The sequence below is a fragment of the Caulobacter sp. CCNWLW153 genome (genome assembly GCF_036889365.1).
Taxonomy (GTDB): domain Bacteria; phylum Pseudomonadota; class Alphaproteobacteria; order Caulobacterales; family Caulobacteraceae; genus Caulobacter; species Caulobacter radicis.
Window position 1 is genome coordinate 36877 of sequence record NZ_JBAKFV010000019.1, and the last position, 26504, is coordinate 63380.

27 protein-coding genes are annotated in these 26504 nt (G+C 70.1%); 10 read left to right on the top strand and 17 right to left on the bottom strand.

Going from position 1 to position 26504, the window contains the following annotated elements; translation table 11 throughout:
* Nucleotides 1-66: 66 nt before the first annotated feature.
* Complete coding sequence (locus V6S85_RS23265; protein ID WP_334350422.1) at nt 67-489, bottom strand: RrF2 family transcriptional regulator; 423 nt, start codon at nt 487-489, stop codon at nt 67-69.
* A gap of 104 nt (nt 490-593) precedes the next feature.
* Between V6S85_RS23265 and V6S85_RS23270 the strand changes: the two genes are divergently transcribed.
* The 4 genes from V6S85_RS23270 to V6S85_RS23285 all read left to right on the top strand — a co-directional run bounded on the left by V6S85_RS23270 (nt 594) and on the right by V6S85_RS23285 (nt 3370).
* Entirely contained in the window at nt 594-1253 is a 660-nt protein-coding gene (locus tag V6S85_RS23270; protein WP_334350423.1) for a DUF1971 domain-containing protein, read from the top strand.
* A 42-nt stretch (nt 1254-1295) separates the two neighbouring features.
* Nucleotides 1296-2507 (top strand): NO-inducible flavohemoprotein, encoded by a 1212-nt coding sequence (hmpA, locus tag V6S85_RS23275; RefSeq protein ID WP_334350424.1) that lies wholly within the window; start codon nt 1296-1298, stop codon nt 2505-2507.
* A gap of 55 nt (nt 2508-2562) precedes the next feature.
* Nucleotides 2563-3045 carry a hypothetical protein gene (locus V6S85_RS23280; protein ID WP_334350425.1) on the top strand — a complete coding sequence of 161 codons (483 nt, stop codon included), beginning with the start codon at nt 2563-2565 and terminating at the stop codon, nt 3043-3045.
* Nucleotides 3046-3145: 100 nt separating this feature from the next.
* Nucleotides 3146-3370, top strand: a complete 225-nt coding sequence (locus V6S85_RS23285) for a hexameric tyrosine-coordinated heme protein (protein WP_334350426.1) — start codon at nt 3146-3148, stop codon at nt 3368-3370.
* On the opposite strand, the gene V6S85_RS23290 is transcribed toward V6S85_RS23285, so the two are convergent.
* From V6S85_RS23290 to V6S85_RS23310, 5 genes are read right to left on the bottom strand one after another with little or no spacing between them, the layout of a single operon-like run.
* Nucleotides 3367-4128, bottom strand: a complete 762-nt coding sequence (locus V6S85_RS23290) for a nucleotidyltransferase family protein (protein ID WP_334350427.1) — start codon at nt 4126-4128, stop codon at nt 3367-3369. The genes V6S85_RS23285 and V6S85_RS23290 overlap by 4 nt on opposite strands.
* The gene (gene bcerS, locus V6S85_RS23295) at nt 4125-5279 is read right to left on the bottom strand and encodes a ceramide synthase (RefSeq protein WP_334350428.1); all 1155 of its coding nucleotides are present in this window, start codon (nt 5277-5279) and stop codon (nt 4125-4127) included. Before bcerS ends, V6S85_RS23290 begins: the two co-directional genes overlap by 4 nt.
* Complete coding sequence (locus V6S85_RS23300) at nt 5279-6340, bottom strand: LptF/LptG family permease (RefSeq protein ID WP_334350429.1); 1062 nt, start codon at nt 6338-6340, stop codon at nt 5279-5281. The genes bcerS and V6S85_RS23300 overlap by 1 nt, the downstream gene beginning before the upstream one ends.
* Complete coding sequence (locus V6S85_RS23305; RefSeq protein WP_334350462.1) at nt 6337-7521, bottom strand: LptF/LptG family permease; 1185 nt, start codon at nt 7519-7521, stop codon at nt 6337-6339. Before V6S85_RS23305 ends, V6S85_RS23300 begins: the two co-directional genes overlap by 4 nt.
* Nucleotides 7522-7562: 41 nt before the next feature.
* Complete coding sequence (locus V6S85_RS23310) at nt 7563-8000, bottom strand: HIT family protein (RefSeq protein WP_334350430.1); 438 nt, start codon at nt 7998-8000, stop codon at nt 7563-7565.
* 74 nt (nt 8001-8074) lie between these two features.
* On the opposite strand from V6S85_RS23310, the gene V6S85_RS23315 reads away from it, so the two are divergent.
* A complete protein-coding gene (locus V6S85_RS23315; protein WP_334350431.1) occupies nt 8075-8560 on the top strand; it encodes a DUF2141 domain-containing protein in 486 nt (161 codons plus the stop codon).
* A gap of 140 nt (nt 8561-8700) precedes the next feature.
* Here the strand turns inward: V6S85_RS23315 and V6S85_RS23320 are convergent, their stop codons facing one another.
* A complete protein-coding gene (locus V6S85_RS23320) occupies nt 8701-9588 on the bottom strand; it encodes a metallophosphoesterase family protein (protein WP_334350432.1) in 888 nt (295 codons plus the stop codon).
* A 150-nt stretch (nt 9589-9738) separates the two neighbouring features.
* On the opposite strand from V6S85_RS23320, the gene V6S85_RS23325 reads away from it, so the two are divergent.
* Genes V6S85_RS23325 through V6S85_RS23335 form a run of 3 tightly spaced genes read left to right on the top strand, consistent with a single transcriptional unit; the run spans nt 9739 to nt 12622 of the window.
* Nucleotides 9739-10791 carry a CDP-alcohol phosphatidyltransferase family protein gene (locus V6S85_RS23325; RefSeq protein WP_334350463.1) on the top strand — a complete coding sequence of 351 codons (1053 nt, stop codon included), beginning with the start codon at nt 9739-9741 and terminating at the stop codon, nt 10789-10791.
* A complete protein-coding gene (locus tag V6S85_RS23330) occupies nt 10791-11702 on the top strand; it encodes a diacylglycerol/lipid kinase family protein (RefSeq protein ID WP_116566390.1) in 912 nt (303 codons plus the stop codon). The genes V6S85_RS23325 and V6S85_RS23330 overlap by 1 nt, the downstream gene beginning before the upstream one ends.
* Nucleotides 11699-12622: a hypothetical protein gene (locus V6S85_RS23335; RefSeq protein WP_334350433.1), complete on the top strand. Its 924-nt coding sequence runs from the start codon at nt 11699-11701 to the stop codon at nt 12620-12622. The genes V6S85_RS23330 and V6S85_RS23335 overlap by 4 nt, the downstream gene beginning before the upstream one ends.
* Nucleotides 12623-12683: 61 nt before the next feature.
* Here V6S85_RS23335 and spt read toward each other — a convergent pair whose 3' ends face one another.
* The 10 genes from spt to V6S85_RS23385 all read right to left on the bottom strand — a co-directional run bounded on the left by spt (nt 12684) and on the right by V6S85_RS23385 (nt 23626).
* Nucleotides 12684-13898, bottom strand: a complete 1215-nt coding sequence (gene spt, locus V6S85_RS23340) for a serine palmitoyltransferase (protein ID WP_116566388.1) — start codon at nt 13896-13898, stop codon at nt 12684-12686.
* Between the two features lie 3 nt (nt 13899-13901).
* Nucleotides 13902-14153, bottom strand: coding sequence for an acyl carrier protein (locus V6S85_RS23345; protein WP_101711242.1), 252 nt, complete (start codon nt 14151-14153; stop codon nt 13902-13904).
* Nucleotides 14154-14232: 79 nt separating this feature from the next.
* Nucleotides 14233-15204, bottom strand: a complete 972-nt coding sequence (locus tag V6S85_RS23350) for an NAD-dependent epimerase/dehydratase family protein (RefSeq protein ID WP_334350434.1) — start codon at nt 15202-15204, stop codon at nt 14233-14235.
* 1 nt (nt 15205) lies between these two features.
* A complete protein-coding gene (locus V6S85_RS23355) occupies nt 15206-16918 on the bottom strand; it encodes a fatty acyl-AMP ligase (protein WP_334350435.1) in 1713 nt (570 codons plus the stop codon).
* A complete protein-coding gene (locus V6S85_RS23360) occupies nt 16915-18327 on the bottom strand; it encodes a lipopolysaccharide biosynthesis protein (protein WP_334350436.1) in 1413 nt (470 codons plus the stop codon). The genes V6S85_RS23355 and V6S85_RS23360 overlap by 4 nt, the downstream gene beginning before the upstream one ends.
* On the bottom strand, nt 18324-19484 hold the full coding sequence (locus V6S85_RS23365) for a glycerophosphotransferase (protein WP_334350437.1): 1161 nt from the start codon (nt 19482-19484) through the stop codon (nt 18324-18326). Before V6S85_RS23365 ends, V6S85_RS23360 begins: the two co-directional genes overlap by 4 nt.
* A 12-nt stretch (nt 19485-19496) precedes the next feature.
* Nucleotides 19497-20111 (bottom strand): LPS export ABC transporter periplasmic protein LptC, encoded by a 615-nt coding sequence (lptC, locus tag V6S85_RS23370; protein WP_334350438.1) that lies wholly within the window; start codon nt 20109-20111, stop codon nt 19497-19499.
* Nucleotides 20112-20344: 233 nt separating this feature from the next.
* Nucleotides 20345-21499, bottom strand: coding sequence for a DSD1 family PLP-dependent enzyme (locus V6S85_RS23375; protein ID WP_334350439.1), 1155 nt, complete (start codon nt 21497-21499; stop codon nt 20345-20347).
* Between the two features lie 10 nt (nt 21500-21509).
* Nucleotides 21510-22784 (bottom strand): D-arabinono-1,4-lactone oxidase, encoded by a 1275-nt coding sequence (locus tag V6S85_RS23380; protein ID WP_334350440.1) that lies wholly within the window; start codon nt 22782-22784, stop codon nt 21510-21512.
* Nucleotides 22785-22963: 179 nt separating this feature from the next.
* Nucleotides 22964-23626, bottom strand: coding sequence for a TetR/AcrR family transcriptional regulator (locus V6S85_RS23385; RefSeq protein WP_334350441.1), 663 nt, complete (start codon nt 23624-23626; stop codon nt 22964-22966).
* A 149-nt stretch (nt 23627-23775) separates the two neighbouring features.
* On the opposite strand from V6S85_RS23385, the gene V6S85_RS23390 reads away from it, so the two are divergent.
* Together V6S85_RS23390 and V6S85_RS23395 are read left to right on the top strand one after the other, a co-directional pair.
* A complete protein-coding gene (locus V6S85_RS23390; RefSeq protein WP_334350442.1) occupies nt 23776-24861 on the top strand; it encodes a serine hydrolase domain-containing protein in 1086 nt (361 codons plus the stop codon).
* 213 nt (nt 24862-25074) lie between these two features.
* Complete coding sequence (locus V6S85_RS23395) at nt 25075-26475, top strand: M20/M25/M40 family metallo-hydrolase (RefSeq protein WP_442885730.1); 1401 nt, start codon at nt 25075-25077, stop codon at nt 26473-26475.
* Nucleotides 26476-26504 lie beyond the last annotated feature (29 nt).

Genomic DNA, 26504 nt, shown 5'->3' on the forward strand with positions numbered 1-26504 from the left:
ATAGGTCCGGCCGCCGCCGCATGCAAAGCCGAACACCGTGTTTTATCGCGCTGTGGCGGGAAGGCCTCAGCCCGCCTGGGCGAACAGGTGGCGCAGCACGTCGGGCTGACGAGAGATGTCGGCGACGCTGTAGCCGTCGAGCACGGCCAGGAAAGCCCGGGTCGCCTCGGCCAGCATCCGCGGCAGGCCGCAGCCGGCGGCGGCGACGCAGGACGAGCAGTCGACGAGGTCGAAGCCGCCCTCGGTCTCGCGCACCAGGGCGCCGACATTGACCTGGTCGGCGGGGCGGGCCAGGCGCAGGCCGCCGCCGCGACCGCGCACCGTCTCGACGAAGCCGGCGGCCGCCAGCTGCTGCACCACCTTCATCAGGTGGTTCTGCGAGATGTCGTAGGCGCGGGCGATCTCGGCGATCGAGGCCAGGCGGCCGTCGTTGTTGGCCAGGTAGATGACCGTGCGCACCGCGTAGTCGGTGTAGCGGGTGAGCTTCATGGGCTCCCCTTAAGGGTTCGGCGCGGCGGATAAATCATGCATTCAGATTGCATGTTTTTGGTCGCGAGAATAGATGCATTCCAGATGAATGAATTGAGGGCGTCATGTCCGCCAACCCCGTCTTCGACTTCGACGACACCGTCCTGCCGACGCTGCTGACCAGCTTCTACGCCGCCGTGCGGGAAGATCCGCAGCTGGGCCCCGTCTTCGCCGATGCGGTGGAAGACTGGGACGAGCATCTCGACCGGCTGGCCGACTTCTGGTCGTCGGTGATGCGCGCCTCGGCCCGCTACAAGGGCAATCCGCTGGCCGCGCACATGAAGCATGTCGAGCGCATCGAGCCTGAGATGTTCGATCGCTGGCTGGCGCTGTGGCGCGAGGCGACGAACACCTTCGTTCCGCCCCGCCACGCGGCCGAGCTTCAGGAAAAGGCCGAGCGCATGGCCCGGAACCTGAACGGCGCGCTGGAAAGCCGACGGCCGGCGCCGGACGCGCCCTACCGCTCGACCCCGGTGTTCGACGAGGCGACCCTGCCCGAGGGCCTGCGTCGCGACCACAGCACCCGGGCCGGCGTCTGGGGCGTGATCCGCCTGATCGAGGGGCGGCTGGTGCTGCACTACGACGACGCCGACATTCCGTCGGTCGAACTGAGCCCCGGCCTGTCGGGCCTGGTTCGACCGCAACAGATCCATCGGGTCGAGCCGCTGGGGCCGATCCGCATGCAGGTGGATTTCTACGACCGCGAACCCGCGCTCGCCGCCTGATCCCCCGACACTCCCGACATCAGAATTCCAAGGAGCAAGACCATGCCCAAGCCGCTGAGCGCGGAGACGATCGCGCACGTCAAGGCCACCGCCCCGGCCGTCGCCGCGCGCGCCACCGAAGTGACCAAGGCGATGTACGCCCGGCTTTTCCAGGACGACCACATCAAGGCCCTGTTCAATCACGCCAACCAGGCCAGCGGTCAGCAGCATCACGCCCTGGCCGGGGCGATCGTCGGCTACGCGCTGAACATCGAGAACCTGGAAGCGCTGATCCCGGCGATCGAGCGCATGGCCCAGAAGCATGTCGGCTATCACGTGCTGCCCGAGCACTATCCCTACGTGGCCAAGGCCCTGCTGGGCGCCATCGCAGAGGTGATGGGCGAGGCGGTCAACGACGAGGTGCTGGCCGCCTGGGGCGAGGCCTACTGGTTTCTGGCCGGCCTGCTGCAGGAGCGAGAGCACGGCATCCGCGAGGCCATCGAGGCCGTCGACGGCGGCTGGAACGGCTGGCGCGCCTTCGAGATCGCCGAGCGCACGGTCGAGAGCGCGGTGATCACCTCGTTCGTGCTGCGGCCCAAGGACGGCGGCAAGGTTTTGCCGCACAAGCCCGGCCAGTACCTGACCCTGCGCCTGACGACGCCCGACCAGGGCGAGATCCGTCGTAACTACACGATCTCGAACGCGCCCAACGAGGCGGCCTATCGCATCTCGGTCAAGCGCGAGGAGGGCGGGCAGGGCGGTTCGCGCTTCCTGCACGACGTGGCGCAGGTCGGCACGACGATCCTGCTGACTCCGCCGTCGGGCGACTTCTTCCTGCCGCAGGCGCCGGAGCGGCCGGTGGTGTTGCTGTCGGGCGGGGTGGGGCTGACGCCGATGGTCAGCATGCTGGAGACCATCGCCGACAAGCATCCGCAGCTGGAGACCGCCTTCGTGCACGGCGCGCTGGACGGCGCCAGCCACGCCATGGACAGCCACGTCCGAGCCCTGGCCAAGGCGCATGGCAAGACCTCTGTGGCCACCTTCTACGCCAATCCGGCGGCCAATGACGAAGCCGGGCGCACCCACGACCACGACGGCCTGATCACTGTCGACTGGCTGAAGGCCAATACGCCCTTCGAGACCGCCGACTTCTTCCTGTGCGGCCCGCGGCCCTTCCTGAAGGCCTTCGTCGGCGGGCTGTCGCGGGCCGGGGTGGCGTCCGAGCGGATCCACTTCGAGTTCTTCGGCCCGGCCGACGAGGCCCTGGCCGTCTGAGTGCGCGTGTTCCTCCATCCCTGAACCGGCCGCCGAGCGGCCGAAGGAGTCTGTCATGGACTATGTCTCCACCACGACGCCGCTGACCTACGCCTTCTACGAAGGCCCGTCCTGGGAGCCGCCCGCGCCGCGCGCGCGGACGGTCCCGGCGGCGGTCGAACCCGAGCTTCGCGCGCGCCAGGCGCCGGAACCCTCGACGCCGGACCTGCCCAAGGCGGTGGGCTGGATGATCGTCGGGGCCTATGGCGCGATCCTCGGGGCGTTCGCCCTGGCCTTCCTCGGCGACGCCGAGGTCGGGCTGGTGCTGGGCGTCTGCGCGGTCTACCTGGCGGTCTATCTCGGCGTGCCGGCGGTGATCCTGCGCATGGAGCCGAAGGTCGAAACCCGGCCCGACCTCGCCGACTTCCTGCGCGATGGCCTCTCCACCTGGACCGGCCGGGTGAGCGCCGGCTCGGCCCTGGCCCAGATCCTGACCGTGCCGATCGCCCTGGCGGTCGCGGCCGTGGGCCTCGGGGTGATCGTCAGGCTCAGCGCCTGAGGACTTGGCGACGATTGGACGGAACGGCGGAGCTTTTCGTCCAATCGTGGTCGTGTCGGGCCGCCTAGGCTGCGCGGATCCTGAACGTGAGTGACGTCCAATGGCCGCCTGGCTGCCCCGCCTGATCACCGCCACGCCCGAGGAGGGCTACGATCTCGCCATCAAGCTCTCGCGGATGGCGGTCAAGAAGACCCAACCCTCAGACGAGGTTCGCGCCACGCTGCGGGCGATCTACGAGAACGACGCGCAGGCCCTGGTGGCCGTCTCGCACGTGGTGGCGGTGAACTTCGCCACCGTGGCGGCGGCGAACGGCTACTGGCGCTAGGCTGTCTCGCCGACGATCCGGCGCACCAGGTCGAGGTCGGCAGGCTTGTCGACGTCGACCGCCGCGAGACCGTCCTGGGCGCGCACCGCCGCAGCCCTGACGCCCGCCAGCAGGCCCAGGCGAGCGATGGCTTCGTCCAGGGTGAGCAGGCCCAGCAGGTAGCGGACCAGCAGGCCCGGGCCGAGCATGGCGGCGATCTTCCAGGGCTGCTTGCGGTTCTGCTCGACCCGTCGCCACAGGGCGATGACGGGCAGGGCGGCCTGGCTGCGGAACAGGAAGAGGTTGCAGCCCGAGAAGCGGCCGTCGCGGAACGCAAGGTAGGTGCGTTTGGTGTCGGGGGCGGCGGCGCGCACGCGCGCCTCCGGCGCCAGCATCAGGCAGACGTCGGCGTCGGCCGGGGCGTCGGCCAGGAACTGCGCGATCCACTCGGGCTTGAGCAGCGCGTGGTCGACGGTGGTGATCAGCAGCGGGAAGCCGAGCGTCTCGGCGCCTTCGCGCACGCTCTGGCTGGGGCCCTCGGTCGAGGCGGCGATGGCCGCGACGCCTTGCGGCAGGGCCGAGACGATGGCGGCGTCCGACGTCGAGACCCCGATCCCTTCCGCGCCGGCGGCCTGGACGGCGCCGAGCACACGGTCGAGCAGCGTGCGGCCTTCCAGCGTGATCAGGCCCTTGTGCGAGACGCCGGCATAGGCCGCGGCGCTGTCGATCTCGCCCGGCCGCGAGCCGGCCAGGACCAGGGCCTTGAACGGGAGGGTCAAAGGGCCTTCTCGTAGATCCGGTAGGTCTTGTAGATCGTCGAACCGATGGACTCGGCGATGCGGCGCATGGGCATGTTCTCTTCCAGCACCCACGAGATCTCGAAGCGCTCGTAGCCCAGCGCGATCGCCGAGGTGCGGCCGGCGTGCATCATCTGGAACGGCAGCATGCGGCCGCGGATGCTCTCGGCGAACTTGCGCTTGACGCCCATCAGCGGGATGCGGGCCGACTTCACGCGCTTGACCTTCAATCGCCACAGGAGCTTGGCCCAGCCGAACGGCAGCAGCTTGCCGCCAAGGTCGCGGATGGCCTCGTTGACGTTGGGCAGGAACACCAGGAAGCCGGCGGCCTCGCCGTCGATCTCGGCGAACCAGGTCAGGCGCTTGTCGATCACGGCCTTGAGGGCCTTGGCCAGCTGGGCGGTCTCGGCCTCGGTGGTGGGGGTGAAGCCCCAGTTGTCCTTCCAGGCGTCGTTGAGGATCTCGGTCAGGGTGACCACCTCCTCGTCGTAGCGGCTCATGTCGAGCTGGCGCAGCACCACGCCCTCGGCCGGCGGACGCTCGGCCCGGCGGCGCACGGCGGGCGGCAGGTCCGCCTGCATCGGGGCGTAGTAGGCGTAGATGTCCTTGGCCTTGGCGTAGCCCTGCTGCTCGACGCGGCCGCCCGCATAGGCCGGGTCATGGCCCATCATCACCATCGGCGGGGTGTCGAAGCCGTCGACAAGCAGGCCGACCTCCTCGTTGATCGACAGGTTGAAGGGCCCCATCACGTGGGTGCGGCCGCGCTCGCGCAGCCAGACCTCGGCCGCGCGCAGCAGGGCGGCGAAGACCTCGGCGTCGTCCTCGGCGGCGATCAGGCCGAAGTGACCGTCCAGGCGGCCGGGAACCTTCTGGGGCGTCAGCTGGTCGATCTGGGCGCTGATCCGACCGACGTCGCGGCCGCCGCGCACGGCCAGGAACAGCTGCACCTCGGCGTGCTGGAAGAACGGATTGGTCTTGGGCGACAGGGCCTCGCTCCGCTCCAGGAAGAGCGGCGTGATCCAGCTTCGATCCTTGGCGTTGAGGCGCACGGGCAGAGCGATGAAGCGCTTGAGCTCTTCAGGCGTGCGGACGGGCAGGACCGAGATCGCCTCGGCCGCGGAATCGAAAGGCATCATCCCTCCAGGGACACGAAGGCGCGCACGGCGAGGGCGGCGAAGACAACGGGGGCGGCCCAGGCGGCCAGGATCGGCGACAGGGCCCCGGACTCGCCCAGGGCCGACAGCAGGCCGTCGGCGACCAGGAAGACGAGGCCGGCGGCCAGGCCCGAGGTCAGCAGCACCGCGCCCTGGCCGCTGCGGAAGTTGGCCCAGGCCACGGGGGCGCTGAGCAGCAGCATGATCAGCGCCGCGATCGGGCCGGAGAAGGCCGTCTGCAGGCGGGTGGCGTAGAAGCTCTGCGGGCGGTCCGAGCCGCCGTTCTCCAGCGCCCGGCGGGCCGAGGCGGCGGAGGGGGCGGGGGCGTCGGCGAACAGCGCCTGCACGTCGGCCGGGCGAAGCGCCGTCGGCCAGGTGGCCGAGGCGGCGGTCATCGGCTCGACGCGGTCGCCGAGATAGCGGGTGGTGACCGGCGATTGCAGCCGCCAGGCGCCGGCCTGGAACTGGGCCGAGGGGGCGACGACGCGCTCGGTCAGGGCGCCGGAGTTGTCGCGGCGGTAGATGGTCAGTTCGGTCAGGCGCGCGCCGTTGGCCGTGGCTTCCTTGGCGGTGACCAGGTCCTCGCCGGCGCGGAAGGTGCGCGAGGCGGGGGCCTTGCGGTCGGCGACCGGCGTGGTGGCGGCCCACCAGGCGCTGAGCGTCGGGTCGGTGCGCGGCGAGACCACCTGGGCGCACAGGGCGTCCAGCGCCAGCACGGCGAGCGCGACCGGCACGGCCATGGCGACGATCCGGTAGCCGGAGATGCCGGCGGCGCGCATGGCCACCACGGCGTTCTCGCGGGCCAACTGCGAGAAGGCGAACAGGCCGCCGGCCAGCACGGCCAACGGGGCGACCTGCTGGAACAGGGCCGGGGCGCGCAGGGCGGCGTAGTAGAACACCCCGCCGACGCCGAGGCCCCGGTCGAGGATGTCGGTGGTGACTTCCAGCAGGTCGAGGATCTGCAGGATGGCCATCAGGATCAGGACGGCGCCCAGCACGCGCGTGGCGACCGTGCGCAGGACGTAGAGCTGCAGCTTCATGCGGCGCGCTCCTTGCGCTGGAACGGCTTGAGGGCGCGGCGGATCCAGGCGCTCATGGCCAGCACGAGGCGCGAGATCGGGGTATCGCCGGGCCGCGTGCGGCTGCCGACGAACAGCCAGACGGCCAGGCCCGTGAAGATCAGGAACGGCAGGCCGACGGCGGGCAGAGAGGCGATGCGGCCGGACTCCGCCAGGCTCTGGCCCAGCAGCAGGCTGTGCTGGAAGGCCAGCAATAGCACGCCGGCCAGCAGCAGGCCGGGCGCGCGGTTGCCGCGCTTGGCGGCCAGGCCCAGCGGGAAGGCCAGCAGCGGCAGGAACGGCAGGAAGGCCGCGCGGGCGATACGGCCGTAGAACTCGGCCATCAGCGTGGTCTTGGGCACGACCGGGTTGGGCGACCGGGCCTGATGCAGCAGTTCGCCCAGGGTCAGCTCGCGCTCGTCGCCGCCGCGGGCGCGCAGCAGGCTGGCGGCGGCCTTCAGCGGCGCCTCGGTGGTCAGGTCGTCGAAGGCCAGGCTGCGGTAGTTTCCGCGCGCGTCGCTGCCGATGCGGCGGCCCGACTTCAGGCGCATGGTCACCGTCTTGCCGTCGGCCGAGACCTGCAAGGTGGCGGTGGCGGCGGTGATCAGTTCCTCGTGGCCGGCGGCGTCGGGGCGGCGGATGAAGACGCGGGTCAGGCTCTGGCCGGCGAGGTCGGCGGCGTCGGCGGTCATCAGAGAGCCGTCGTCGTCGATGAAGGCCCCGCCCGACAGGCGGCCGTTCCAGCCGGCGTTGACGGCCGCGTGCATCACGGCGCGATAGGCGTAGCGGCTGTAGGGCTGGACATAGCCGAACACCGCGATGCTGAAGATGCTGAGCGCCAGGCCCACGCAGACGAACGGCGCGGCGACTCTTTCGAGGGATTGGCCGCCGGCCAGCAGGGCGTCGATCTCCGAGCCGTCCGACAGCTTGCTGATGACGATGAACAGCGCCACGAAGAACGCCACCGGCAGGGCTAGGCCCAGGTAATGCGGCAAGAGGTTGAGCGCCAGCTGGGTGACGTAGTCGAAGCGGGCGCTGCTCTGCGACAGGAGGTCGAGCAGGCGCAGCACGCGCTCGAGCAGCAGGGCGATCACGGTCAGGCCAAGGCACCCGGCCAGCGGCCAGCCAAGCAGGCGCAGCAGGTAGCGGTCGATCAGGCCCATGGCCGTGATCCGTCGCACGTCGAACTTCTTCTTCAGCTTGCTCACGCGGCGGTCCACGCGGCTGCGAAATCCTGGGCCAGACGCTCGACGGCGGCGTCGTCCAGCGCGACGGCCGAGCCGAGGGCCGGAGCAGCGGGCCAACCGGTGTCAGGGAAGCTTGTTCCCTCGTGTTCGCGCGCGCCTTCGTAGCGGGGCAGGACGTGGAAATGCACGTCGCGGTCGACCATCATCAGCATCAGATAGTTGATCTTATCGTAGGCGACCCTGGCCTTCAGAACGCGTTCGATCCCGGCCACGGCGACCCGCATGTCGGCGAAGGCTTCGGGGCTGAGGTCCGAGAACGCCTGAACGGGTTCCTTGCATACGAGGACGAGAGACCCGAAAGTCGGCTGCTTGGGACGTACAAGGACCAACCAGTGGTCGGTCTCGGCCACTTTCGAGCGTGGGAAGCCGAATGCGAGGGCTGTGGGATTGGGCATGCGGCAACCGATACTTCAGGCGAGTCTGCGGGCGCTGATCGCGTCGGGGCGACAATAGGGACACGGCCTTTTACATGGAAGCACGAACCGCTCTTACAGGCCTTGCGGCGCTAGGGACGCTGCTGGGCCTGCTGGGGATGGCGACGCCGGCGGCGGCCAGACAGGACTGCGTGGGTCGCGACACCGGCGTACGACTGACCGTCGAGGTCGGCCGCCTGAAATCGGAGACGGGCGAGGTGACGGTGACGATCTATCCGTCCGATCCCAGTCGTTTTCTCGCGCCGCGCGGCAAGCTGCTGCGCCTGCGGATCCCAGCCAGCGCGCCGACCACCGAGGCCTGCTTCAACCTGCCCAAGGCCGACATCTACGCCGTGGCGGTCTATCACGACGCCAACGGCAACCACGACTTCGACCGCAACGCCGTGGGCCTGCCGACCGAGGGCTACGGCTTTTCGAACGACGCGCCGTCGCGGTTCGGCGTGCCGTCTTTCGATTCGGCGCGTTTCGCCGTGAAGTCTGGGGAGAACACGATCCGGGTGCGGATGCGCTACGGGAAGTAGGGCGGGAGATCCTCCCCCCAGAGGGGGAGGTGGCCCGGAGGGCCGGAGGGGGAAGTTACTTCGGCTTTGGGAGCTGCTGCTTCAGCAGTCACGTCCCCCTCCGTCGACTTCGCCGACACCTCCCCCTTCAGAGGGAGGATCTAGATCAGCGAATAGCGGCCCAGCTCCCTGATCCCGCCCGTCTGCGGATCAAGTCCCCGCGCGATCACTCTTAGCGAATAGCCGCCCGCGCGCGGCTCTATCTCCAGCGCATGCCAGCGGGCCGGCGAGTGGCCGCCGATCCAGGCCGAGGCCGAGGGTACGCCCAGCACCGGGATGGACCGGCCGCCGGGGCCGGGCACGGTCGCCGTCAGCGACTCGTGAGCATGGCCGTGCAGCACGAGGTCGACGCCGCGGCGGGCGAGCACGTCGCGAAGCGGGCCCTGGTCGTCCAGCGACTTGCGACCCGAGACCGCGCCGGCGACCGGCGGATGATGCAGCAGCACCACCTTGAACCTGTCGGCGAAGGCGGGGTCGGCCAGCAGGGCGTCGAGCTTTTCGAGCTGATCGGCGCCCAGGCGGCCGGTGGCCAGGTGCAGGGCGGTGGGCAAGGCCGAGCACAGGTTGAACAGCGCCACGGGGCCGCGCAGCCGCACCTGCGGGAAGGCGGCCGCCTCGCCGTCGCCCAGCCAGGAGGTCCAGGGGGCGAAGCGGGCCTGAGCGGTCTCGCCAACCAGGGCGTCGTGGTTGCCGGGGCTGACGGTGATCGCCTCGGCCGGGCCCAGGCTTTGCAGCCAGCGCGTGGCGGCGGCGATCTCCACGGGCGAGGCGAAGTTGGTGAGATCGCCGGTAATCGCCACATGGTCGGGGGCGTGGGCCTTCAGGTCGGCGACCAGGGCTTCGAGGACTTCGAGGCGGTGGATCTTGTGCTTGCGACGCCAGGCGATGCGGCTGAGCAGCCGCTTGGAGGCCAGGTCGCGCCAGCCGAACGCGCCCGGCGGCGGCGGCAGGTGAGGGTCCGACAGATGGGCGAGGCGGAATATCGACAAGAGGGACCGGCGCGATTGTGGCGAATTTCGGCGAAGCTGCTTATCAATCGCCTCGGCTTTCAAGGGGTTTAAGTACCGGTGACCGGCGAAATCAATCCAGTCGCTTCGCGCGCCGTGACGGTGGGCGACAGCGAGGCGCGCATCTGGGGCATGTCCTCGGGCGAGCGGCTGTCGCGCATCTATCGCCGGATCGGCGTTTCGGAAGCCCCGGAGCAGGGCGGCGACACGATCGCCGTGCACGCCGGCTGGGTGTTCGACGAGTCGCTGATCAAGGCCCTGGCCGGTCGCCCGTGGGCGGTTTTGGTCGACGAGGCCGGCGCGCCGACCGCGGTGAACGCACCGATCGAGGTCGCCGAAGCAGCGGTCGCCGCCCTGGCGGCGGGACAGGATCCCTCGACCGTCGATCTGCGCTTTACGCGCCTGACAGCGCTGGAGCTCGGTTCGGCCTACAACAGCGCCCTGCGCAAGCGTGAGCCGCCGGTGTTGGAGCGCCTGACCAAGGACAGCGTGCGCGCGGTCGAGAAGCGCCTGTTCCAGGGCTCGTACAAGGGCGTCACGGATCTGGTCACCAAGTACGTCTGGCCGACGCCGGCGCGGATCGTCACCCGCTGGTGCGCGCTGGCGAAGATGACGCCCAACCAGGTGACCTTCATCGGCTTCCTGCTGACCATCGCCGCCTTCGTGCTGTTCTGGCGCGGCCAGTTCGGCTGGGGCCTGGTCTGCGCCTGGATCATGACCTTCCTCGACACGGTCGACGGCAAGCTGGCCCGGGTGACCCTGACCTCGTCCAAGTGGGGCAACGTCTTCGACCACGGCATCGACCTGGTGCACCCGCCGTTCTGGTGGTGGGCCTGGTACGTCGGCGTGTTCGCCGTCGGCCTGTCGATGCCCTATGCGCCGTGGCTGCTGGCCATCGTCGTCGGCGGCTATGTGGCCCAGCGGGTCGAGGAGGGCATCTTCCTGGCCCTGTTCAAGCTGGAGATGCACGCCTGGCGGCCGTTCGACAGCTTCTTCCGGCTGATCACCGCCCGCCGCAACCCGAACCTGATCCTGCTGACCGGCAGCGTGCTGGTCGGCAGGCCCGACATCGGCTTCGTGCTGGTGGCGGCATGGACGGCGATCTGCTTCCTCGTCCACGCCCTTCAGATCGTGCAGGGCGCCCTGGCCCCCAAGGGCTCGATCCAGTCCTGGCTGTCGCGGTGATGCGCGTCGGCGTCGTCCGTAACCCGCGTAGTCACGCCAACCAGGGCCGGGTGCATGCGCCGACCCCCGAGGGCGTGCGCGTGGTCGAGCCGGCGACGCGCGAGGCGCTGGGGCAAGAGCTGGCCCGCTTCGCCGAGGATCGGATCGACCTGCTGGTCATCGACGGCGGCGACGGCACGGTGCGCGATGTGCTGGGCCTGACGCCGTCGACCTTCGGCGACGACATGCCGATGCTGGCGATCCTGCCGTCGGGCAAGACCAACGTGCTGGCCATCGACCTGGGCGCGCCGCGCGACTGGCGGCTGGAAGAGGCCCTGGCGGCCGCCGCCCAGGCCGAGCCGCGCGTCAAGATCCGCGCCCCGCTTGAGGTGCGCTTCGCCGACGGCCGCCCGCCCCTGCGGGGCTTCTTCTTCGGCCTTGGGGCGCTGGTGCGGGCCACGGCGCTGTCAAAGCGCGTCAACCGCATGGGCGTGTTCCAGAGCCTGTCTGTGGCCGTGACCCTGGCCGGCGCCACCCTGGGCGCGCTGTTCGGCGGCGCCCGCGACCAGTGGCGCCAGGGCGTGGCCGTGAAGGTGGCCATGGACGGCGAGGTCCAGCCCGAAGGCGAGCGCTTCGTCCTGCTGGCCACCGCGCTCAAGCGCCTGCCGTTCGATCTCAAGCCGTTCGGTCCGCCGCGCGAGGGGCTGAAGGTCCTCGACGTCGACGCCCCGCCCAAGCGGCTGCTGCGCATGGTGCCCACGGTGCTGTCGGGCAAGCCCAAGCCGATCCTGGAGGCGCGCGGCTATCGCCGGCGTGATCCGGCGGCGCTCTACGCCTCGGGCCAGTTCGACTTCGTGCTCGACGGCGAGGTGTTCGAGGGCGGCAAGCTGGCGCTGGCCCTGGGCGCGCCGTTGCGGTTCGTGGTCGGATGAGCGCGGTCCGGCCGCTGGTCGAGGCCGAGCTGGCGCAGTCGATCCCGGCGTCGATCCGCGCCTTCGCCGAACACCTGACGGGCCTTTTTCCGACCGCCCGGGCGGTGCTGTTCTACGGCTCGATCCTGCGCACCGGCGACCTGTCGGGCGTGCTCGACTTCTACGTGCTCACCGAGCGGCCGCCGCGCGGCCTGCGCGGCGTGGCCACCCGCATCCTGTGGCCCGACGTCAGCTATCACGAACTGGAGCACGATCTAGGCCATGGGGGCGTCACCCTGCGGGCCAAGGTGGCCTCGATGACCCTGTCGCGGTTCTCGCAGGCGGTGAAGGGGCGGGGGATCGACACCACGCTGTGGACCCGCTTCGTGCAGCCCTCGGGCCTGGTCTGGGCCGCCGACGAGGCCGCGCGCGAGGCGGTGGTCGAGGCCGTGCGCCGCGCCGCCCGCACCGCGGCCCGTTTCGCCACGGCCCTGGGTCCCGAGGAGGGGCCGCCCGAGGCCTACTGGACGGCGCTGTTCCAGGAGACCTACGCCGCCGAGTTCCGGGTCGAGAAGGCCGGCCGCGAGGCCTCGATCCTGGCCTTCGATCCCGCGCACTACCAGCGCTTGCTGCCGGCCTGCTGGGCCGACGACGGCCGCTTCGACGGCGAGGGACGCCCGGCGCCCGAGATGTCGGCCATCGAGCGCAGGCGCCTGAAGGCCGCCTGGCGGCTGCGGCGCAACCTCGGCAAGTCGCTGAACGTGGCCCGCCTGGTCAAGGCCGCCTTCACCTTCCAGGGGGCGGCCCGCTACGCCGCCTGGAAGATCGAGCGCCATACCGGCTTCAAGGTCGAGCTGACCCCTTGGCGCGAGCGCCATCCGGTGCTGGCTGCGCCGGGCATCCTGCTGGGCCTGTGGAAGTGGCGCAGGGCGCGAGGCTGAACCGAAGAAAAAGCCCCGGCCTTGCGACCGGGGCTTCGTTCTTTCGGCGGTGCGCCGCGCCTTACGCGAAGGCGCGCTGCTGACCGTCGATGACGCCGAGCGCCGTGCCGACCTCGGCGAACACCTTCAGGACCTGGTCGATCTGCTCGTGAGTGTGGGCGGCGCTGATGCTGGCGCGCAGCAGCGGGCGGCTGTCGGGCGTGGCCGGCGGCAGGGCGAGGTTGAGGTAGACGCCCGATTGCAGCAGGCCGTTCCACATGGCGATGGCGCGCTCGACGTCGGGCATGGTGGCCGCGACGATCGGGCTTGCGGCCGGGCCGGTGACGAAGCCCAGCGCCGTCAGGCCGTCGTAAAGGCGGCAGGCGTTGCTGTTGAGCTGCTCGCGCAGATGCGGCTTGGCGATCATCTGCTCCAGCGCCACCAGGGTGGAGGCGACCACGGCCGGCGGCAGCGAGGCGGTGAACATGTACGGGCGGCAGATCACGCGCATGACGTCGAAGTCGTCGAGGTTCGACACGCAGAAGCCGCCGATGGCGCCCAGGCTCTTGGAGAAGGTGCCGACGATGAAGTCGACGTCGTCTTCCACGCCCGCGGCTTCGGCCAGGCCTCGGCCGGTGGCGCCGAGCACGCCCATCGAGTGGGCTTCGTCGACCAGCAGGTAGCCGCCCATCTCGCGCTTCACGGCGGCAATTTCCTTGAGCGGCGCGGTGTCGCCGATCATTGAATAGATGCCTTCGACGACGATCAGGCGCTCGCCGGGAACGTCCTTGAGGCGACGCAGGCGCTTGGCCAGGTCTTCGGGGTCGTTGTGGCGGAAGCGGATGACCTCGGCGTGGCCCAGGCGCGAGCCGTCGTAGATCGAGGCGTGGCTGTCGGCGTCGAGGATCAGGTGGTCGCCGCGGCCGACCAGGGTCGACAGCACGCCGAGATTGGCCTGGTAGCCGGTGGTGAACACCATGGCGTGCTTGCGGCCGTAGAACTCGGCCAGCGCTGTCTCCAGGGCCACGTGGGCCTCGAAACTGCCGTTGGCGATGCGGGAACCGGTGGTGCCGGTGCCACGTTCCTGGACGGCCTTGACCGAGGCGGCGATCGCCTTCTCGTCAAAGGTCAGGCCCAGATAGTTGTTGGTGCCCAGCAGGATGGTGGGCCGGCCCTCGACGACGCCCTCGGTCGGCGAGACCACGGCGTCGAAACGGACGGTGAACGGGTCGGCGCCCGCTTGCTGGATGGCCTTGTACGCGTCGCGATAGGCCAGGTGCTTGTCGAACAGACCCATCGGTCAAGCCTTGGTTCGGAGATCGTTGATCAGTTTGGAGAGGTCGCCGGCGGTTTCCACCGCGGCGAGGCGATCGAGCGGGATGGAGATGTCGAAGGCGTCTTCGAGCTCCATCACGATGTTCATCAGGGCGAGGGAATCCACGGCCAGGTCGCGGCCGATGTGGGTGTCGTTCGTCACCTCGACCGTGCGGCCGAGCACCTTGCTCGTCGCCAGCCCGATCTCACGCAAACTCAGATCTGTCACTGTATCCATGCCAAACGCCAGACGCCCCCGTCAAAGCACTGTGACCGCACCGTAACAGTGTCTCTGTCAGATATCTGCCACAATTGAACTAGTCGCTGTATTTTTTCGACAACCATCCGGCCGACCGGTACCAGTCGACGGTTTCGCCGAAGCCGCGGGCAACATCGTGACGACTCGGCGACGACGCAAGGGATGGATCGTCCGAAAACGCCCAATCTGCATGCGACAGTTCGCGCGCCTTGCCCGATCCGAACACCGAGGGTTGTCCTGACAGTCTACTCGCCGCATCGGCGACGCCTCCGGCCGCGCGGATCAAGCCTTCGGGCACGCGAAACAGGCGAGGGCGCCGCGCGCCGACGGCGGCCGCGGCGGCGGTCATGATCTCGCTCCAGGCGTAACCGTCGGGCCGGGCGTCGCAGATCGAGGCCAGGCCCGTGCGGCCGCTCGTGACCAGGTCGAGGATCTGGGCGGCGGCGTCGCGCACCTCGATCATCGCCACGCGCGAGGCGGGGGAGAGAACCGGCAGCACCCGGCTGCCCTGCGCGGCGGCGAACAGGCCGACGGTCTCGCGGTCGCCGGGGCCGTAGATGGCCGGCGGGCGAATGACCAGGGCCTCGGGCGCGATCGCCAGCACGGCCTCCTCGCCGGCGCGCTTGCTGGCGGCGTAGTCGGAGAGCCGGGGCTCGCGGGCGGCGAGGCTGGAGACGAGCACAAAGCGGGCGCCGGCGGCGGTCGCGGCTTCAGCCACGGCCCGCGCGCCATCCACATTGACCCTGTCGAAGGCGGCGCGGTCGGCGGCCTTGATCAGGCCGGCCAGGTGGATCACCACGTCGGCGCCGTCGCAAAGCCGTGCGAGCGCCTCGGGGCGGGCGAGATCACCCAGCACCACCTGCGGCTCGATCCCGCGCCAGAACGGCGAGACCGGGTCGCGGCGCGACAGGATGCGGGGCGCCAGGCCCCGTTCGGCGATGGCGCGGACGAGGTGCTGGCCCAGGAACCCGGTCGCGCCGGTGACGGCGACGACGCGAGGCCCCGAGTCCTTGACCTCAGGGCCCTGCACCTCAGGCGCGCTCGTAGGCGCCGGCCAGGTAGGCGGCCTTGGCTTTGGAGCGGCTGAGCTTGCCCGACGAGGTCTGGGGCAGGGCGTGGGCGCCGACCAGCTTGACCTGGGTCTCGACGCCGTGGCGCGAGCGCAGCACGCCGGCCACCGTGTCGACCAGGGCCGCGCGGCTGTCGGCGTCGCCGCCGCGGGCCTGGACCAGGATGGTGACGATCTCTTCTTCCGCCGCGTCGCCGGGCACGGAGAAGGCGGCCACGTCGCCGCTGCGCAGGCCGGGGACCTCGCGCTCGGCGGTCCATTCCAGGTCCTGCGGCCAGATGTTGCGGCCGTTGAGGATGATCAGGTCCTTGGCGCGGCCGGTGATGACGATCTCGCCCTCGACCAGGAAGCCGAGGTCGCCGGTGTCGAGCCAGCCGTCGGCGTCGAGCACGCGGGCGGTCTCCTCCGGCTGCTCGAAATAGCCGCCCATCAGGCTGGGGCCCTTGGCGAAAATGCGGCCGACCTGGCGTTCGGCGACCGGCTTGCCGTCGGCGTCGCGCACTTCCAGCTGGTGGTGGGGCAGCGCGGGGCCGCAGCGGGCGAAGGCGCGCGCGCGCGGGGCATCGGCGCCGACGCTCACGGCCAGGTCGTCGCGCTCCAGGCGCTCGATGTCGAGGATCTCGACGCGCAGGCCCTTGCCCAGCGGGGCCATGGAGAGGGCCAGGGTGGCCTCGGCCATGCCGTAGCTGGCCACATAGGCCTTTTCCGAGAAGCCGACGGCGGCGAAGCGCTCGGCGAAGGCCTCGACGGGGGCGGTGCGGATCATGTCGCCGCCCAGGCCGGCGCTGCGCCAGCGCGACAGGTCCAGATGGTCGATCGAGGCGGCCTCGGCGCGGCGGGCGCACAGCTCGTAGCCGAAGGTCGGGCTATAGGCGATCGTGCCGCCGTTGCGGCTGATCAGGTCGAGCCACAGCAGCGGCCGGCGCACGAAGGCCCCGGTGGGCAGCAGGTCGACGCTCATCTGGCTGGTCAGGGGGCTCAGCAGGAAGCCGATCAGGCCCATGTCGTGATAGAGCGGCAGCCACGAGACGGCGCGATCTTCCGGCTTCACCTGCAGGCCGTCGCGGGTGATGGCCACGGCGTTGGCCATCAGGGCCTTGTGCGTCACCAGCACGCCGGTGGGGAAGCGGGTGCTGCCCGACGAGAACTGAAGATAGCAGGGATCCTCGGGCGTGATCTGCGGCAGGGTCGCGCCGGCGTCTTCAGGCAGCTCCGACAGCGGGCCCGCGAAATCGAGGCCGGCGGCGTCGCCGATCTGCTTGAGCCATTCGGCCATGCCGGACGGGCCGATCAGGATCCTGGCGTGCGCCGAGGCGCACATGCGGCCGATCTGCTCGATATAGGCCTCGCGACCGCCCAGAGGCGCGGGCAGGGGCAGGGGCGCGGGAACCAGGCCCGCGTACTGGCAGGCGAAGAAGGCGCGCACGAAATCGCCGTCGGTTTCGGCGATCAGGGCGACGCTGTCGCCCACCTTGGAGCCGGCGGCCAGCAGGCGGCGGGCCAGGCCTTGGGCCTGCTCGCGCAGGGCGGCGTAGGTCAGGGCCTCGACCAGTTCGCCGCGTAGCGAATGCAGGTTGATCCCGGTCTCGCCGGTCGCGGCGAAATCCAGGGCGGCGGTCAGGGTCGGGAAGTCGGCGAGACGGACGGTCCTGCCAGAAGCGGTGGGCGTATTCATTGCGGATCGCCTTTGCGCTCGTTCAGGGGTTCCGCGCAAGTCTGTTCAAGCATGACGGCGCTTTTGTCCTCGCGCTCCGCGGCGGCTTCCGCGGCGAGACGCGACCGCAGGGTGATGAACATGCCGATCGCCATGCAGGTCGAGGCCAGGACCAGGGCCGCGCCGGCGCCGGTCAGGTCGAAGACCTGAAGCAGCGGCACCAGGGCGGCGAAGTAGATGGCGATGACGACGATGCGCACGCGCAGGGCCGCGCCGGCCGCGTGCATCGACACCAGCATCGGCTCGATCGGCAGGGCCATGATGCTGATCGCGGCGGCGGCCACCTGCCAGCTCATGATGCCGGCGGCCGAGGCGTATTCGGGGCCCATGATCACGGTCAGCAGCCAGGGACCGGCCAGCAGGCAGACCGCCAGCAGCACGCCGGCGACGCCGCCGCCGATCAGGGCGATCTGGCGGGCCAGGCGCAGCATGGCCGCGTCGTCCTTCTGCGCGCGCAGACGAGCGAACTCGGGATGCAGGGCCGGCAGCATCAGGCGGGCGGGCTTGGCCATGCCGTCGGCGACCTGGCGGCCCACCCGCCACATGGCGGCCTGGGCGGGGCCGACCAGCGCGCCGATGGCCAGGGTCAGGACGTGGGTGAAGCCGACCTCGATGGTGCTGCTGAAATTGGTCGCCCAGGCAAAGCGCCAGACGCCCGGCAGGCCGTCGCCGAGCGGGCCGAACAGGCTGAAGCCGCTCAGCAGTCCCCGTTGCAGCAGGCTCCAGACGGCGATGGCGGCGACATAGAGGAACGAGGCCACGGTGCCGGCCGCCCAGGCCAGCAGGAACATCTCGATGGGCGCGTCCATGGAGGCGGCGATCGCGCAGCCGATCAGGCGCACGACGGAGGACACGACCTGCTCGGCGGCCAGCATGCGGAAGCGGTCGAAGAGGCGCAGCAGGCCGACGCCCATGGCCGAGGTCATGACCCCGACCGACAGGCAGTAGAGCGCGGCGGCCGGCGCCAGGTTGTCGGGCCAGCCCATGTAATGGCTGAACAGCAGGCAGCCGGCCACGCCGATGGCCACGCCGGCGACCGCGCCGATGCCGTCGAGCACCAGGGCCAGGCGCATAACCTGCTGGAAGGTCCTGCGGTCGCCGTCCATCAGCGGCTTGGCGCCGTACTGCACGACGGTCTGCCAGGACTGGAACTTGGCCATCTCGCCGAGCGCCTGGGCGAAGGCGTTGATCAGGATCAGGAAGCCGAAGACCTCGATGCCGAGGCTGCGGGTGGTCACCGCGATATAGGCCAGCCCCACCACGGCGTTGACCCCGCGGCCGCTCAGCAGGGCGCCGACATTGGCCAGCATCCTGGCCAGGGGATTGACCTTCGCGTCCTTTGGGGCCGCGTCCTTGACGGTCGCGTTCATCGGTCGAGGACGGCCAGGCGGTCGACGATGGCGCGGGCGGCGCGCTGCGACGAGGGGACGGAGGTGATGTCGAAGGTCTCGGCGACGCCGACCTTCTGGGCCTCGAGGAAGTCGTCGTGGCCGGCGAAGGCGGCGGCGACCGCGTCGCAGATCCCGTCGGCGGTCTCGCCCACCGGGCCGTAAAGCCAGTGATGGAAGCTCTCGTCGCCCTTCCAGTCGGCATGGCTGGGGTTGAGGAACAGGCAGGGCTTGGGCGTGCGCAGGAACTCGTAGACCTGGCTGGAGACGTCGCCGAGATAGAGGTCGGCGAGCCGCGTATAGGTCATGTCGAAGGCGGCCGGGCCGCCGAGGTCGAGGTGGATGCGCGGGTGACCCTCGAAGCTCGCCACCGCGCGGCGGTCGGCCTCCGAGGCGGTCTCGAACAATCGCACGTGCGGGGCGAAGATCAGGTTGAACCGTTCGTCGGCGGCGAACTGCTCAAGGATCGACAGGCCGAACGCGCTCCACGAGCCCAGCGTCTCATGGAAGTGGGGGTTGTAGACGACCGTCGGCAGGGCCTTTGCGAAGGCCGGTGTGGCGCTGGGCGGCAGGGCGTCGACGAGGTCGAACTTCGGATAGCCGACCATGGCGCAGGCCTCGGGGCGGACCCAGCCCTCGTCGACCATCCGGTCACGCTGCTTGGGACCGGCGGCCATCACGAGGTCGAAGACGCGCAGGCGCGGCTCGAACGGGCCGCCGCGATCGCCGGCCCCGTGCTGGGTGTAGACGAGGGCGGTGCGGCGCACGCCCAGCTTTCGCAGCAGGGCGGTGGTGCGTTCGGGCGTGACCACGGCGTCGTAGGCCGCCAGCCGGCCGGCGTTCAGGGCCAGCATCAAGGCCTTGGGCGGCGGCGCGGTCCTGGACAGCCGCCGCAGCCAGGCCGGCGGCAGCAGGCGCAGGGTGATCGGCGCCCCGCCCAGGCCGTCCAGCATGCCCTGGATGTAGTCGAGGTGCCCGGCCGAGGTGGCGGCGATCTCGACCCGGATCTCCGGCCAGGCGCGGGCCATGGCCACCGCGATCGACAGGCTGTGCCAGACCTGGTGCGGCTGGGCGATGTAGAGGAAGCACACGCGCGTGGCGCGGGCCCGTTGCTGGTCCAGGAGGCCGAGGCCGGTCATCGGTCGGGGGGCCTAGTTGGTGGGCTGGACGCGGGTGCGGACGCGGCCCTTGAAGACCACGCGATCGCCCTTGTCGCTGACGCTGTAGCTGTCGGCGCTGACATTGCCGCGCGGGCCGGCGCCGGCCACCGGCGCGCCGCCGACGACCTCGCCGGTCTTGGTGTCGATGCGGGCTTCCTGCGAGGCGAACTGGTAGCCCTGGCCGTTGTCGATCTTCACGTCCTTCGTCAGCACCAGAAGGTTCTGGGCTTCCTGGTAGATCCCGTCCTTGGAGGTCACCTTGCTGGCGTCGGGCGCGCCGTAGCCGCGCACCAGGGTCGGCTCGACCAGCTTGACCTTGTTGGGATCGGCCGCGTCGCGCTCGGCGCGGCGGGCGGTGATCAGGAAGGCGCGGCCGTCGCGCATGGCGCCGGTGAAGCGCGGGTTGTCCATGGCCAGCGGCGCGGCGGTGGCGGCCTTGGCGGCTCGGTGCGTGTCGAGCATCCGGAAGGTCGTCTGGCCGATCACCACGCCCGACACGCCGACCGCCAGCACCAGCAGGCCCGCGCGCGCCCAGCGCGCCGAGCGCCGACGCCGGTTGCGGCGGGGCTTCTTGGCGGGGGCGACGGAGAGGGCGGCGGTGGTCATGCGGGCGGACGATCCAGAACGGACGCCATGGATAGTCTTCAACGCGCCCGACGCCAAAGCGGTTTTTCTCGCCCTCTCATTCCCGTCATTCCCGCCCTTGTGGCGGGAACCTCTCTGTCAGCCGCAGGTGCGGATGGGACGGCGCGCTCGGCGCGCCGCTTGAACTTCACGTGCGAACGGAACCAGGGGTTCCCGCCACAAGGGCGGGAATGACGGGAGGTTGGGGGCAGAGCCTACCGCGACCGCCCGCGCGCCGTGACCGGCCAGATGGCCACCAGCGTGTCGCCCTCGACCACGTGATAGGCGTCGTAGAGGTTCACGGTCGGGTCGCAGTGCGGCGCGGCCAGGGTGACGCGGGCGCCCAGCGGCGGGGGCGAGCCCGACGACGGGACCAGGGCGCCGTGCTCGTCGCCCATGAAGAAGTAGCGCGAGCCCTCCGGCGCGCCGGCGACGACCTGGGGCGGATCGGCGTCGGTCGACATCGCCTTGAAGCCGGCGTCGACGGTGACCATGCCAGGGCTGTTGGCGCTGACCACGCGGGCGTCGATGAACAGCGAGCGCTGGTAGGGGCCGGCGTCGGCGCCGTCGCCATCACCCGTCAAGTCGCAGGCCAGGTACTGGTCGTCCATGAAGACGTAGGAGCCGACCTGCAACTCGGTGAAGAGGCCAAGTTCGGCGTCGATGCGGTGCGAGCCGGTGCCCGAACCGCTGACGATCGGCGGCGCACCGTCAGCGGCGGTCAGGGCGTCGATCACCTCGCGGATATAGGCACCGCGGTCCTCCAGGGCCGTCTTGCGGACGTCGAAGGCCTCGATGTGCTGCTGGACGCCGCAATAGCATTGCAGGCCGGCATAGGTCAGGGACGACTGGGCCTTGATCGCCTCGAACAGGGCGACGGCGGTTTGGGGCGAGGCGACGCCGGTGCGGTGGATGCCGGGGTCGAGGTCAATCAGCACCTCCAGCGGCTTGCCGCTCGCGCTGGCCGCCGCGCCCAGGGCGGCGACGTTGTCGGGATGGTCGACGACGACCTTGAGGCCCACGGTCGTCAGGTTCAGCGCGACCAGCCGGGCGATGGCGGGGGCTGAGACGACGGGCGAGGTGATCAGCAGGCCGCTCGAGACGCCTTGCGCCGCCAGGGCCTCGGCCTCGCCGATCTTGGCGCAGCACAGGCCCACGGCGCCGGCTTCCAGCTGAAGGCGGGCGATGTCGGCGCTCTTGTGGGTCTTGGCGTGCGGGCGAAGCTTCAGGCCCTTGGAGGCGGCGAAGGCGGCCATGGTCGCGATGTTGGCGCTCAGGGCGGCGCGGTCGACGACCAGGACCGGGGTGTTCAGCTGTTCGCGCGAGCCGGACTGACCGATGAGGCGGGCGTGCAGGGCGATGTCGGTCATCTGCTTGTCCCTAGAGTCCGAAGAGCTGGGTCAGGTGGGCGTTGGCGAACTTGCCGGTCGGGTCCCAGGCCTTTCGCACCCGCAGGAAGTCGCCGGCGCGGGGATAGAGGCGGTGGACGTCGGCGGGGGCCAGGCTATGGCGCTTGGCCCAGTGCGGTCGACCGCCGCTGTCGGCCAGCACGGCCTCCATCTCGGCGAAGGCCGGTCGCCAGGGCATCTTGGCGTACTGGTGGAACGAGATCGAGGCGCCCGCGCCGATGTTGAACGGGCTCATCCAGATGTCGTCGCCGGCCACCAGGCGGAATTCGAACGGGAAGGTGATCGGCAGGCGGCGCTTGCGGATGTGGGCCATGGCCGCCTTCAGGGTGGGCAGGCCGGCCGCGCGCGGCATCTCGTATTCCATCTCCTCGAAGCGGACGTTCCGTTCCGAGGGGAAGACCTCGAAGGCCGGGCCGGCGCGGCGGGCGGGCTTGCCGGCGACCTTCATCATCAGCTTTTGCAGCGGCGCGGTCAGGACGGGCAGGGCGGCGCACAGGTCGCAGATTGTCCGGAAGGTGTCCTCGTCGCCTTCGCCGCTCTTGCCCAGGGTTTCGTCGGCGGCCTCGGGCGCGACGGGGTGCAGGGTCTTGAAGATGACGTCGTCGCTATAGGGAAAGACCCAGAACTCCATGTGGCGGGTGGCGGCGGCCAGGTCGTCGAAGCGTTCGATCACCTGCGCCAGCGGCATGCGGCTGACGCGTTCTTCCAGGCAGTAGGCCGGGATCACGTTGATGCGGATGGCGACGGCCACGCCCAGCAGCCCGAGCGAGACGCGCTGGGCCTGATAGAGCTCGGGCTCCAGGTCGGGGCTGCATTCCACCAGGCGGCCGTCGGCGGTCATCAGTCGAAAACCGCAGGCCTGGGTCGACAGGCTGCCGAGCTCGGCCCCCGTGCCGTGGGTGCCGGTGGCCGTGGCCCCGGCCAGCGATTGCGGATTGATGTCGCCCTGATTGATCAGCGACAGGCCCTCGGCCCACAGGGCGGCGGTCAGGCGCTTGAGGCTCCAGCCGGCGGGGGCCCAGACGGTCTTGCGGTCGGGCGCGATCTCGACGGCGCCTTCCAGGTCCGACAGGTCCAGCAGCAGGCCGTTGGTCTCGCACAGCGGCATGAAAGAGTGGCCGGCCCCGACGACGCGGACCTTGCCGGCCTCGCGCACCAGGCGCGACAATTCGTCGAGCGTGCGCGGCCGGGCTATCCTGCTGGGCGTCGCCTCGACGCTGCCCGACCAGTTCTTCCAGCCCTCCATCGGCGTTCCCCCGCTGCGATGGACTGACGATAGTAAAAACTATCGTTATTGCAAGCCGGCGTTATCGGAGGGCGGAAATCCCCTCAGTCGCTCCGCGACAGCTCCCCCAGAGGGGGAGCATCATCTTGGCGCGGCGCTTCCAGATCCTCCCCCGTGGGGGGAGGTGGCCCGGAGGGGGGTCACAACTCGGTATCGAACGTCTCGAAATAGCAGTCGAACAGCCGGCCGATTTCCTCGGCCAGGGCGCCGGCGTCCTGCCCCGGTTCCTCGACGGCCATTTCGGTGGCGGCGTAGGTCAGTTCGACCATCATGCGGGTGGCGGTGCGGATCCGGATCGGTGAGACCGACGGAAACCGCGCGGCCAGCACCTCGCCGAACTGTCCGGCGACCATGTCGCGCGAGGCGAAACGCAACTGCTGAAGCATGGGCACGGCGCGCAATGCCCGGCCGATGGCCGCGCCGCCGGGAAAGCGGCGGGTCATGTCGATGACGTCGGTCAGCAGGCCGGCGGTCTTGGCCACGCGCTCCGAAGCGGTTGCGCCCTCCAGGCCGCCGGCCTCCATCCAGGCGAAAACGGCCTCGTCCTGGAGGCGCATCAGCCGGTCGCCCAGCTCTTTCAGGATCGCGTACTTGTTGGGAAAGTAGCGATAGAGCGCCGGCGGGGTCAGGCCGGCGCGCTTGCAGATGGCGTTGGTGGTCAGTTGCTCGAAGCCGGACTCGATCAGCAGTTCGCCGGCGGTGGCCAGAACCACCTCGTAGGTGTCCTGGGCGCGGGCCTGGGTCGGCCGCAGCTTGGCGTCGAGCGGGATGTCGGCGGCCGGTTCGACCGTCGGCTTGGGCATCGGGGTCTCCTGAAGTCGCCACCAGACCTAGAGCGCTTCTCGTCGAATGCCAATGTTCGCTCATTGCCAAAGCTTAACGGGACTTGGGCGTTGCGCTGCGCCAGGGTCGCCGCCATCGCTGGGGGCGGCGGTTTGTGGGGAGTTTTCCGATGATCGATCGTCGCGGCCTGTTCGCCGCCGCCGGGGCGCTGTGCGCCGCGCCGGGCCTGTCGCTGGCCGCGCCGGCCAGGCTGGGGGCCGAGAATCCCGTGGTCGACGCCTTCGTCGCCGAGCAGAAGTTCCAGGGCGTGGTGATGATCGGGCGCAAGGGCAGGGCGTCCTATGTCCGCGCCTTCGGTTCGGCCGACATCGAGGCGCAGAAGCCCGCGACGCGTGACACCGTCTACTGCGTGGCCTCGATCTCGAAGTGGCTGACCACGATCGCCGTGCTGCGGCTGGTGGAGCAGGGCAAGCTCTCCCTCGACGCGCCGATCGCCGCCTGGCTGCCGGACCAGCGGCCCGACACTGGCAGGACGGTGACGCTGACCCACCTGCTGTCCAACACCAGCGGCATTCCCAACGGCTTCATGCCGGCCCTGAAGGCCGATCCCGACCTCCTGAAGAAGAACCTGTCGGCCGCCGAGTCCGTCAAAGCCTTCGCCCAGGGCGACCCGCTGTTCCCGCCGGGAACGAAGTTCGACTACCACCCGGTCAACTGGTTCGTGGTCAGCGCCATCGTCGAGGCCGTGACCGGCAAGCCGTTCCTGGCGGTGGTGAAGGAACTGACGACCGATCCGCTGAAGATGGGCCACACCCGGGCGGGCCTCGGCGTCGACGCCGAGCCGGGCGTCGCGGTCTCCTATTATGCCGGGCCGCCCCTGGCGCGGCGGGCCAATCCGCGCATGGACGTCATGGCCGCCAGCGGCGGCTACTTCAGCACGGTCGACGACCTGCTGGTCGCGGCCCACGTCGTCTTCGACACGCCGTTCCTGTCCGAGGCCTCGCGCAAGGCCCTGACGACCATCCTGGTCCCCGAACAGGACTATGCGCTGGGCGGGCGGGTGCGCAGCCTGACCATCGACGGCCAGGTCAAGCCGGCGGCCTGGGAGACCGGACGAACGGCCGGCTATCGTTCGGTGCTCGGCCACCGGCTCGACACAGGCGACACCGTCGTGATCCTCAACAACACCGACCTGTCGCAGAAGGCGCTCGACCTCTTCGCCGACAAGCTGTTCGGCGCCGCGCCGCGGCCGTAGGCGACATTCCGGCTCAGCGCTTGGTCCTCGTCCTTCGACAGGCTCAGGAAGAGGACCATTCTTGTTCGGCGAAAGAAAAACCTCACCCTGAGCCTATCGAAGGGCGAGGTTTTCGCCCCGGCTGACGGCTGCTGACAAAAGTGGGCGTTGGGCGGGGTTCTCCACCGGAAGAGCGATGCTATGACAAGCACGCCTTAGGGGAGAATCCTGCTCATGATCCGCAGCCTGCTGACCGCCGTCGCCGCTTCCGCCCTGCTCGTGGGCGCGGCCAACGCTCAAGACGTCAAGACCGCCGAGGCGCTGCGCGACAAGGCCCTGACCGATCGTCTGGCCTGGGACATCACTGAAGACCTGACCACCAACATCGGCCCGCGCCTCGTCGGCTCGCCGGGCATGGAGCGCGCCAAGGACTGGGGCGTGGCCAGATTCAAGGCTCTGGGCTTCAGCAACATCAAGGTCGACCAGTTCGCCAAGCCGTCGTGGACGCGCGGCGAAGAGAGCGCCGAGCTGGTCGCGCCCTATCCGATGAAGCTTTCGATCGTGGGCCTGGGCCGCACGATCCCGACGCCGGCCGAAGGTATCGAGGCCGAGGCGGCGCTGTTTTCCACCTATGCCGAGATGGTCGCCGCGCCGGCCAACGCCATCAAGGGCAAGATCGTCGTCATCACCCAGCCGATGGTCCGCGCCCAGGACGGCGCCGGCTACGGCGTCGCGGGCATCTCGCGCCGGTCCGGTCCGGTCGAGGCCGCCAAGCGCGGGGCCGTGGCCCTGCTGATCCGCTCGGTCTCGACGTCCAGCTCGACCGTGCCGCACACGGGCGTGACCACCAACGGCGCCGACGTCGTCACCATTCCCGCCGCCGCCCTGGGCGTGCCGGAGGCCGAGCAGCTGGAGCGCCTGGCCAAGAAGGGCCCGCTGCGCATCAAGCTGAAGCTGGCCTCGACCCTCGACGCCGGCGACGTGGCCTGGAACATCTCGGCCGACATCAAGGGCTCGGAAAAGCCCGAGGAGGTGATCGTCATCGGCGGCCACCTCGACAGCTGGGACGTTGGCACGGGCGCCTTCGACGACGCGGCCGGCATCGCCATCACCACGGCCGCCGCCAAGCTGATCGGCGAGCTGCCCAAGCATCCCAAGCGCACCATCCGCGTGGTGATGTGGGGCTCCGAAGAGAGCGGCGGCTCGTCCGACGCCTTCCTGGCGGCCAACAAGTCCAATCTGGAGAAGCTGGTCCTGGCCGGCGAGAGCGACACGGGCGCCGACCGCATCTACAGCCTGCAACTGCCCAAGGGCTCGGAAGGCCATCCGGCCATGAAGGCGGCCATCCAGGTGCTGAGCCCGTTGAAGATCTATTACGACCGCAACCCGGCCGCCCACGGCGGCGCCGACATCGGCGGCATCGAGGGGGCGGGCGTGCCGGTGGTGAACCTGAACCAGGACGCCAGCCGCTACTTCGACTACCACCACACCGCAGACGACACCCTGGACAAGGTGGACCCGATCCAACTGGCCCAGAACGTGGCCGCCTGGACGAGCTTCATCTACCTGGTGGCCGACAGCGACATCGACTTCCGCGCGCTGGGCGCGGCTGCGCCTGCGCAGGCCGGTCACTGAAATCCCGCGCGGTTTCCTCTGATGTCGTC

Coding starts and splice junctions, on each gene's coding strand:
- V6S85_RS23380 (WP_334350440.1), bottom strand. CDS start 22,784: ATGGAGGGCTGGAAGAACTGGTCGGGCAGCGTCGAGGCGACGCCCAGC.
- V6S85_RS23300 (WP_334350429.1), bottom strand. CDS start 6,340: ATGAAGCTGCAGCTCTACGTCCTGCGCACGGTCGCCACGCGCGTGCTG.
- V6S85_RS23325 (WP_334350463.1), top strand. CDS start 9,739: ATGTCCTCGGGCGAGCGGCTGTCGCGCATCTATCGCCGGATCGGCGTT.
- V6S85_RS23395 (WP_442885730.1), top strand. CDS start 25,075: ATGATCCGCAGCCTGCTGACCGCCGTCGCCGCTTCCGCCCTGCTCGTG.
- V6S85_RS23270 (WP_334350423.1), top strand. CDS start 594: ATGTCCGCCAACCCCGTCTTCGACTTCGACGACACCGTCCTGCCGACG.
- V6S85_RS23365 (WP_334350437.1), bottom strand. CDS start 19,484: ATGACCGGCCTCGGCCTCCTGGACCAGCAACGGGCCCGCGCCACGCGC.
- hmpA (WP_334350424.1), top strand. CDS start 1,296: ATGCCCAAGCCGCTGAGCGCGGAGACGATCGCGCACGTCAAGGCCACC.
- V6S85_RS23285 (WP_334350426.1), top strand. CDS start 3,146: ATGGCCGCCTGGCTGCCCCGCCTGATCACCGCCACGCCCGAGGAGGGC.
- V6S85_RS23335 (WP_334350433.1), top strand. CDS start 11,699: ATGAGCGCGGTCCGGCCGCTGGTCGAGGCCGAGCTGGCGCAGTCGATC.
- V6S85_RS23385 (WP_334350441.1), bottom strand. CDS start 23,626: ATGCCCAAGCCGACGGTCGAACCGGCCGCCGACATCCCGCTCGACGCC.
- V6S85_RS23390 (WP_334350442.1), top strand. CDS start 23,776: ATGATCGATCGTCGCGGCCTGTTCGCCGCCGCCGGGGCGCTGTGCGCC.
- V6S85_RS23360 (WP_334350436.1), bottom strand. CDS start 18,327: ATGAACGCGACCGTCAAGGACGCGGCCCCAAAGGACGCGAAGGTCAAT.
- V6S85_RS23305 (WP_334350462.1), bottom strand. CDS start 7,521: ATGGGCCTGATCGACCGCTACCTGCTGCGCCTGCTTGGCTGGCCGCTG.
- V6S85_RS23265 (WP_334350422.1), bottom strand. CDS start 489: ATGAAGCTCACCCGCTACACCGACTACGCGGTGCGCACGGTCATCTAC.
- V6S85_RS23345 (WP_101711242.1), bottom strand. CDS start 14,153: ATGGATACAGTGACAGATCTGAGTTTGCGTGAGATCGGGCTGGCGACG.
- V6S85_RS23315 (WP_334350431.1), top strand. CDS start 8,075: ATGGAAGCACGAACCGCTCTTACAGGCCTTGCGGCGCTAGGGACGCTG.
- bcerS (WP_334350428.1), bottom strand. CDS start 5,279: ATGCCTTTCGATTCCGCGGCCGAGGCGATCTCGGTCCTGCCCGTCCGC.
- V6S85_RS23375 (WP_334350439.1), bottom strand. CDS start 21,499: ATGACCGACATCGCCCTGCACGCCCGCCTCATCGGTCAGTCCGGCTCG.
- V6S85_RS23280 (WP_334350425.1), top strand. CDS start 2,563: ATGGACTATGTCTCCACCACGACGCCGCTGACCTACGCCTTCTACGAA.
- lptC (WP_334350438.1), bottom strand. CDS start 20,111: ATGACCACCGCCGCCCTCTCCGTCGCCCCCGCCAAGAAGCCCCGCCGC.
- V6S85_RS23355 (WP_334350435.1), bottom strand. CDS start 16,918: ATGAATACGCCCACCGCTTCTGGCAGGACCGTCCGTCTCGCCGACTTC.
- V6S85_RS23330 (WP_116566390.1), top strand. CDS start 10,791: ATGCGCGTCGGCGTCGTCCGTAACCCGCGTAGTCACGCCAACCAGGGC.
- V6S85_RS23310 (WP_334350430.1), bottom strand. CDS start 8,000: ATGCCCAATCCCACAGCCCTCGCATTCGGCTTCCCACGCTCGAAAGTG.
- spt (WP_116566388.1), bottom strand. CDS start 13,898: ATGGGTCTGTTCGACAAGCACCTGGCCTATCGCGACGCGTACAAGGCC.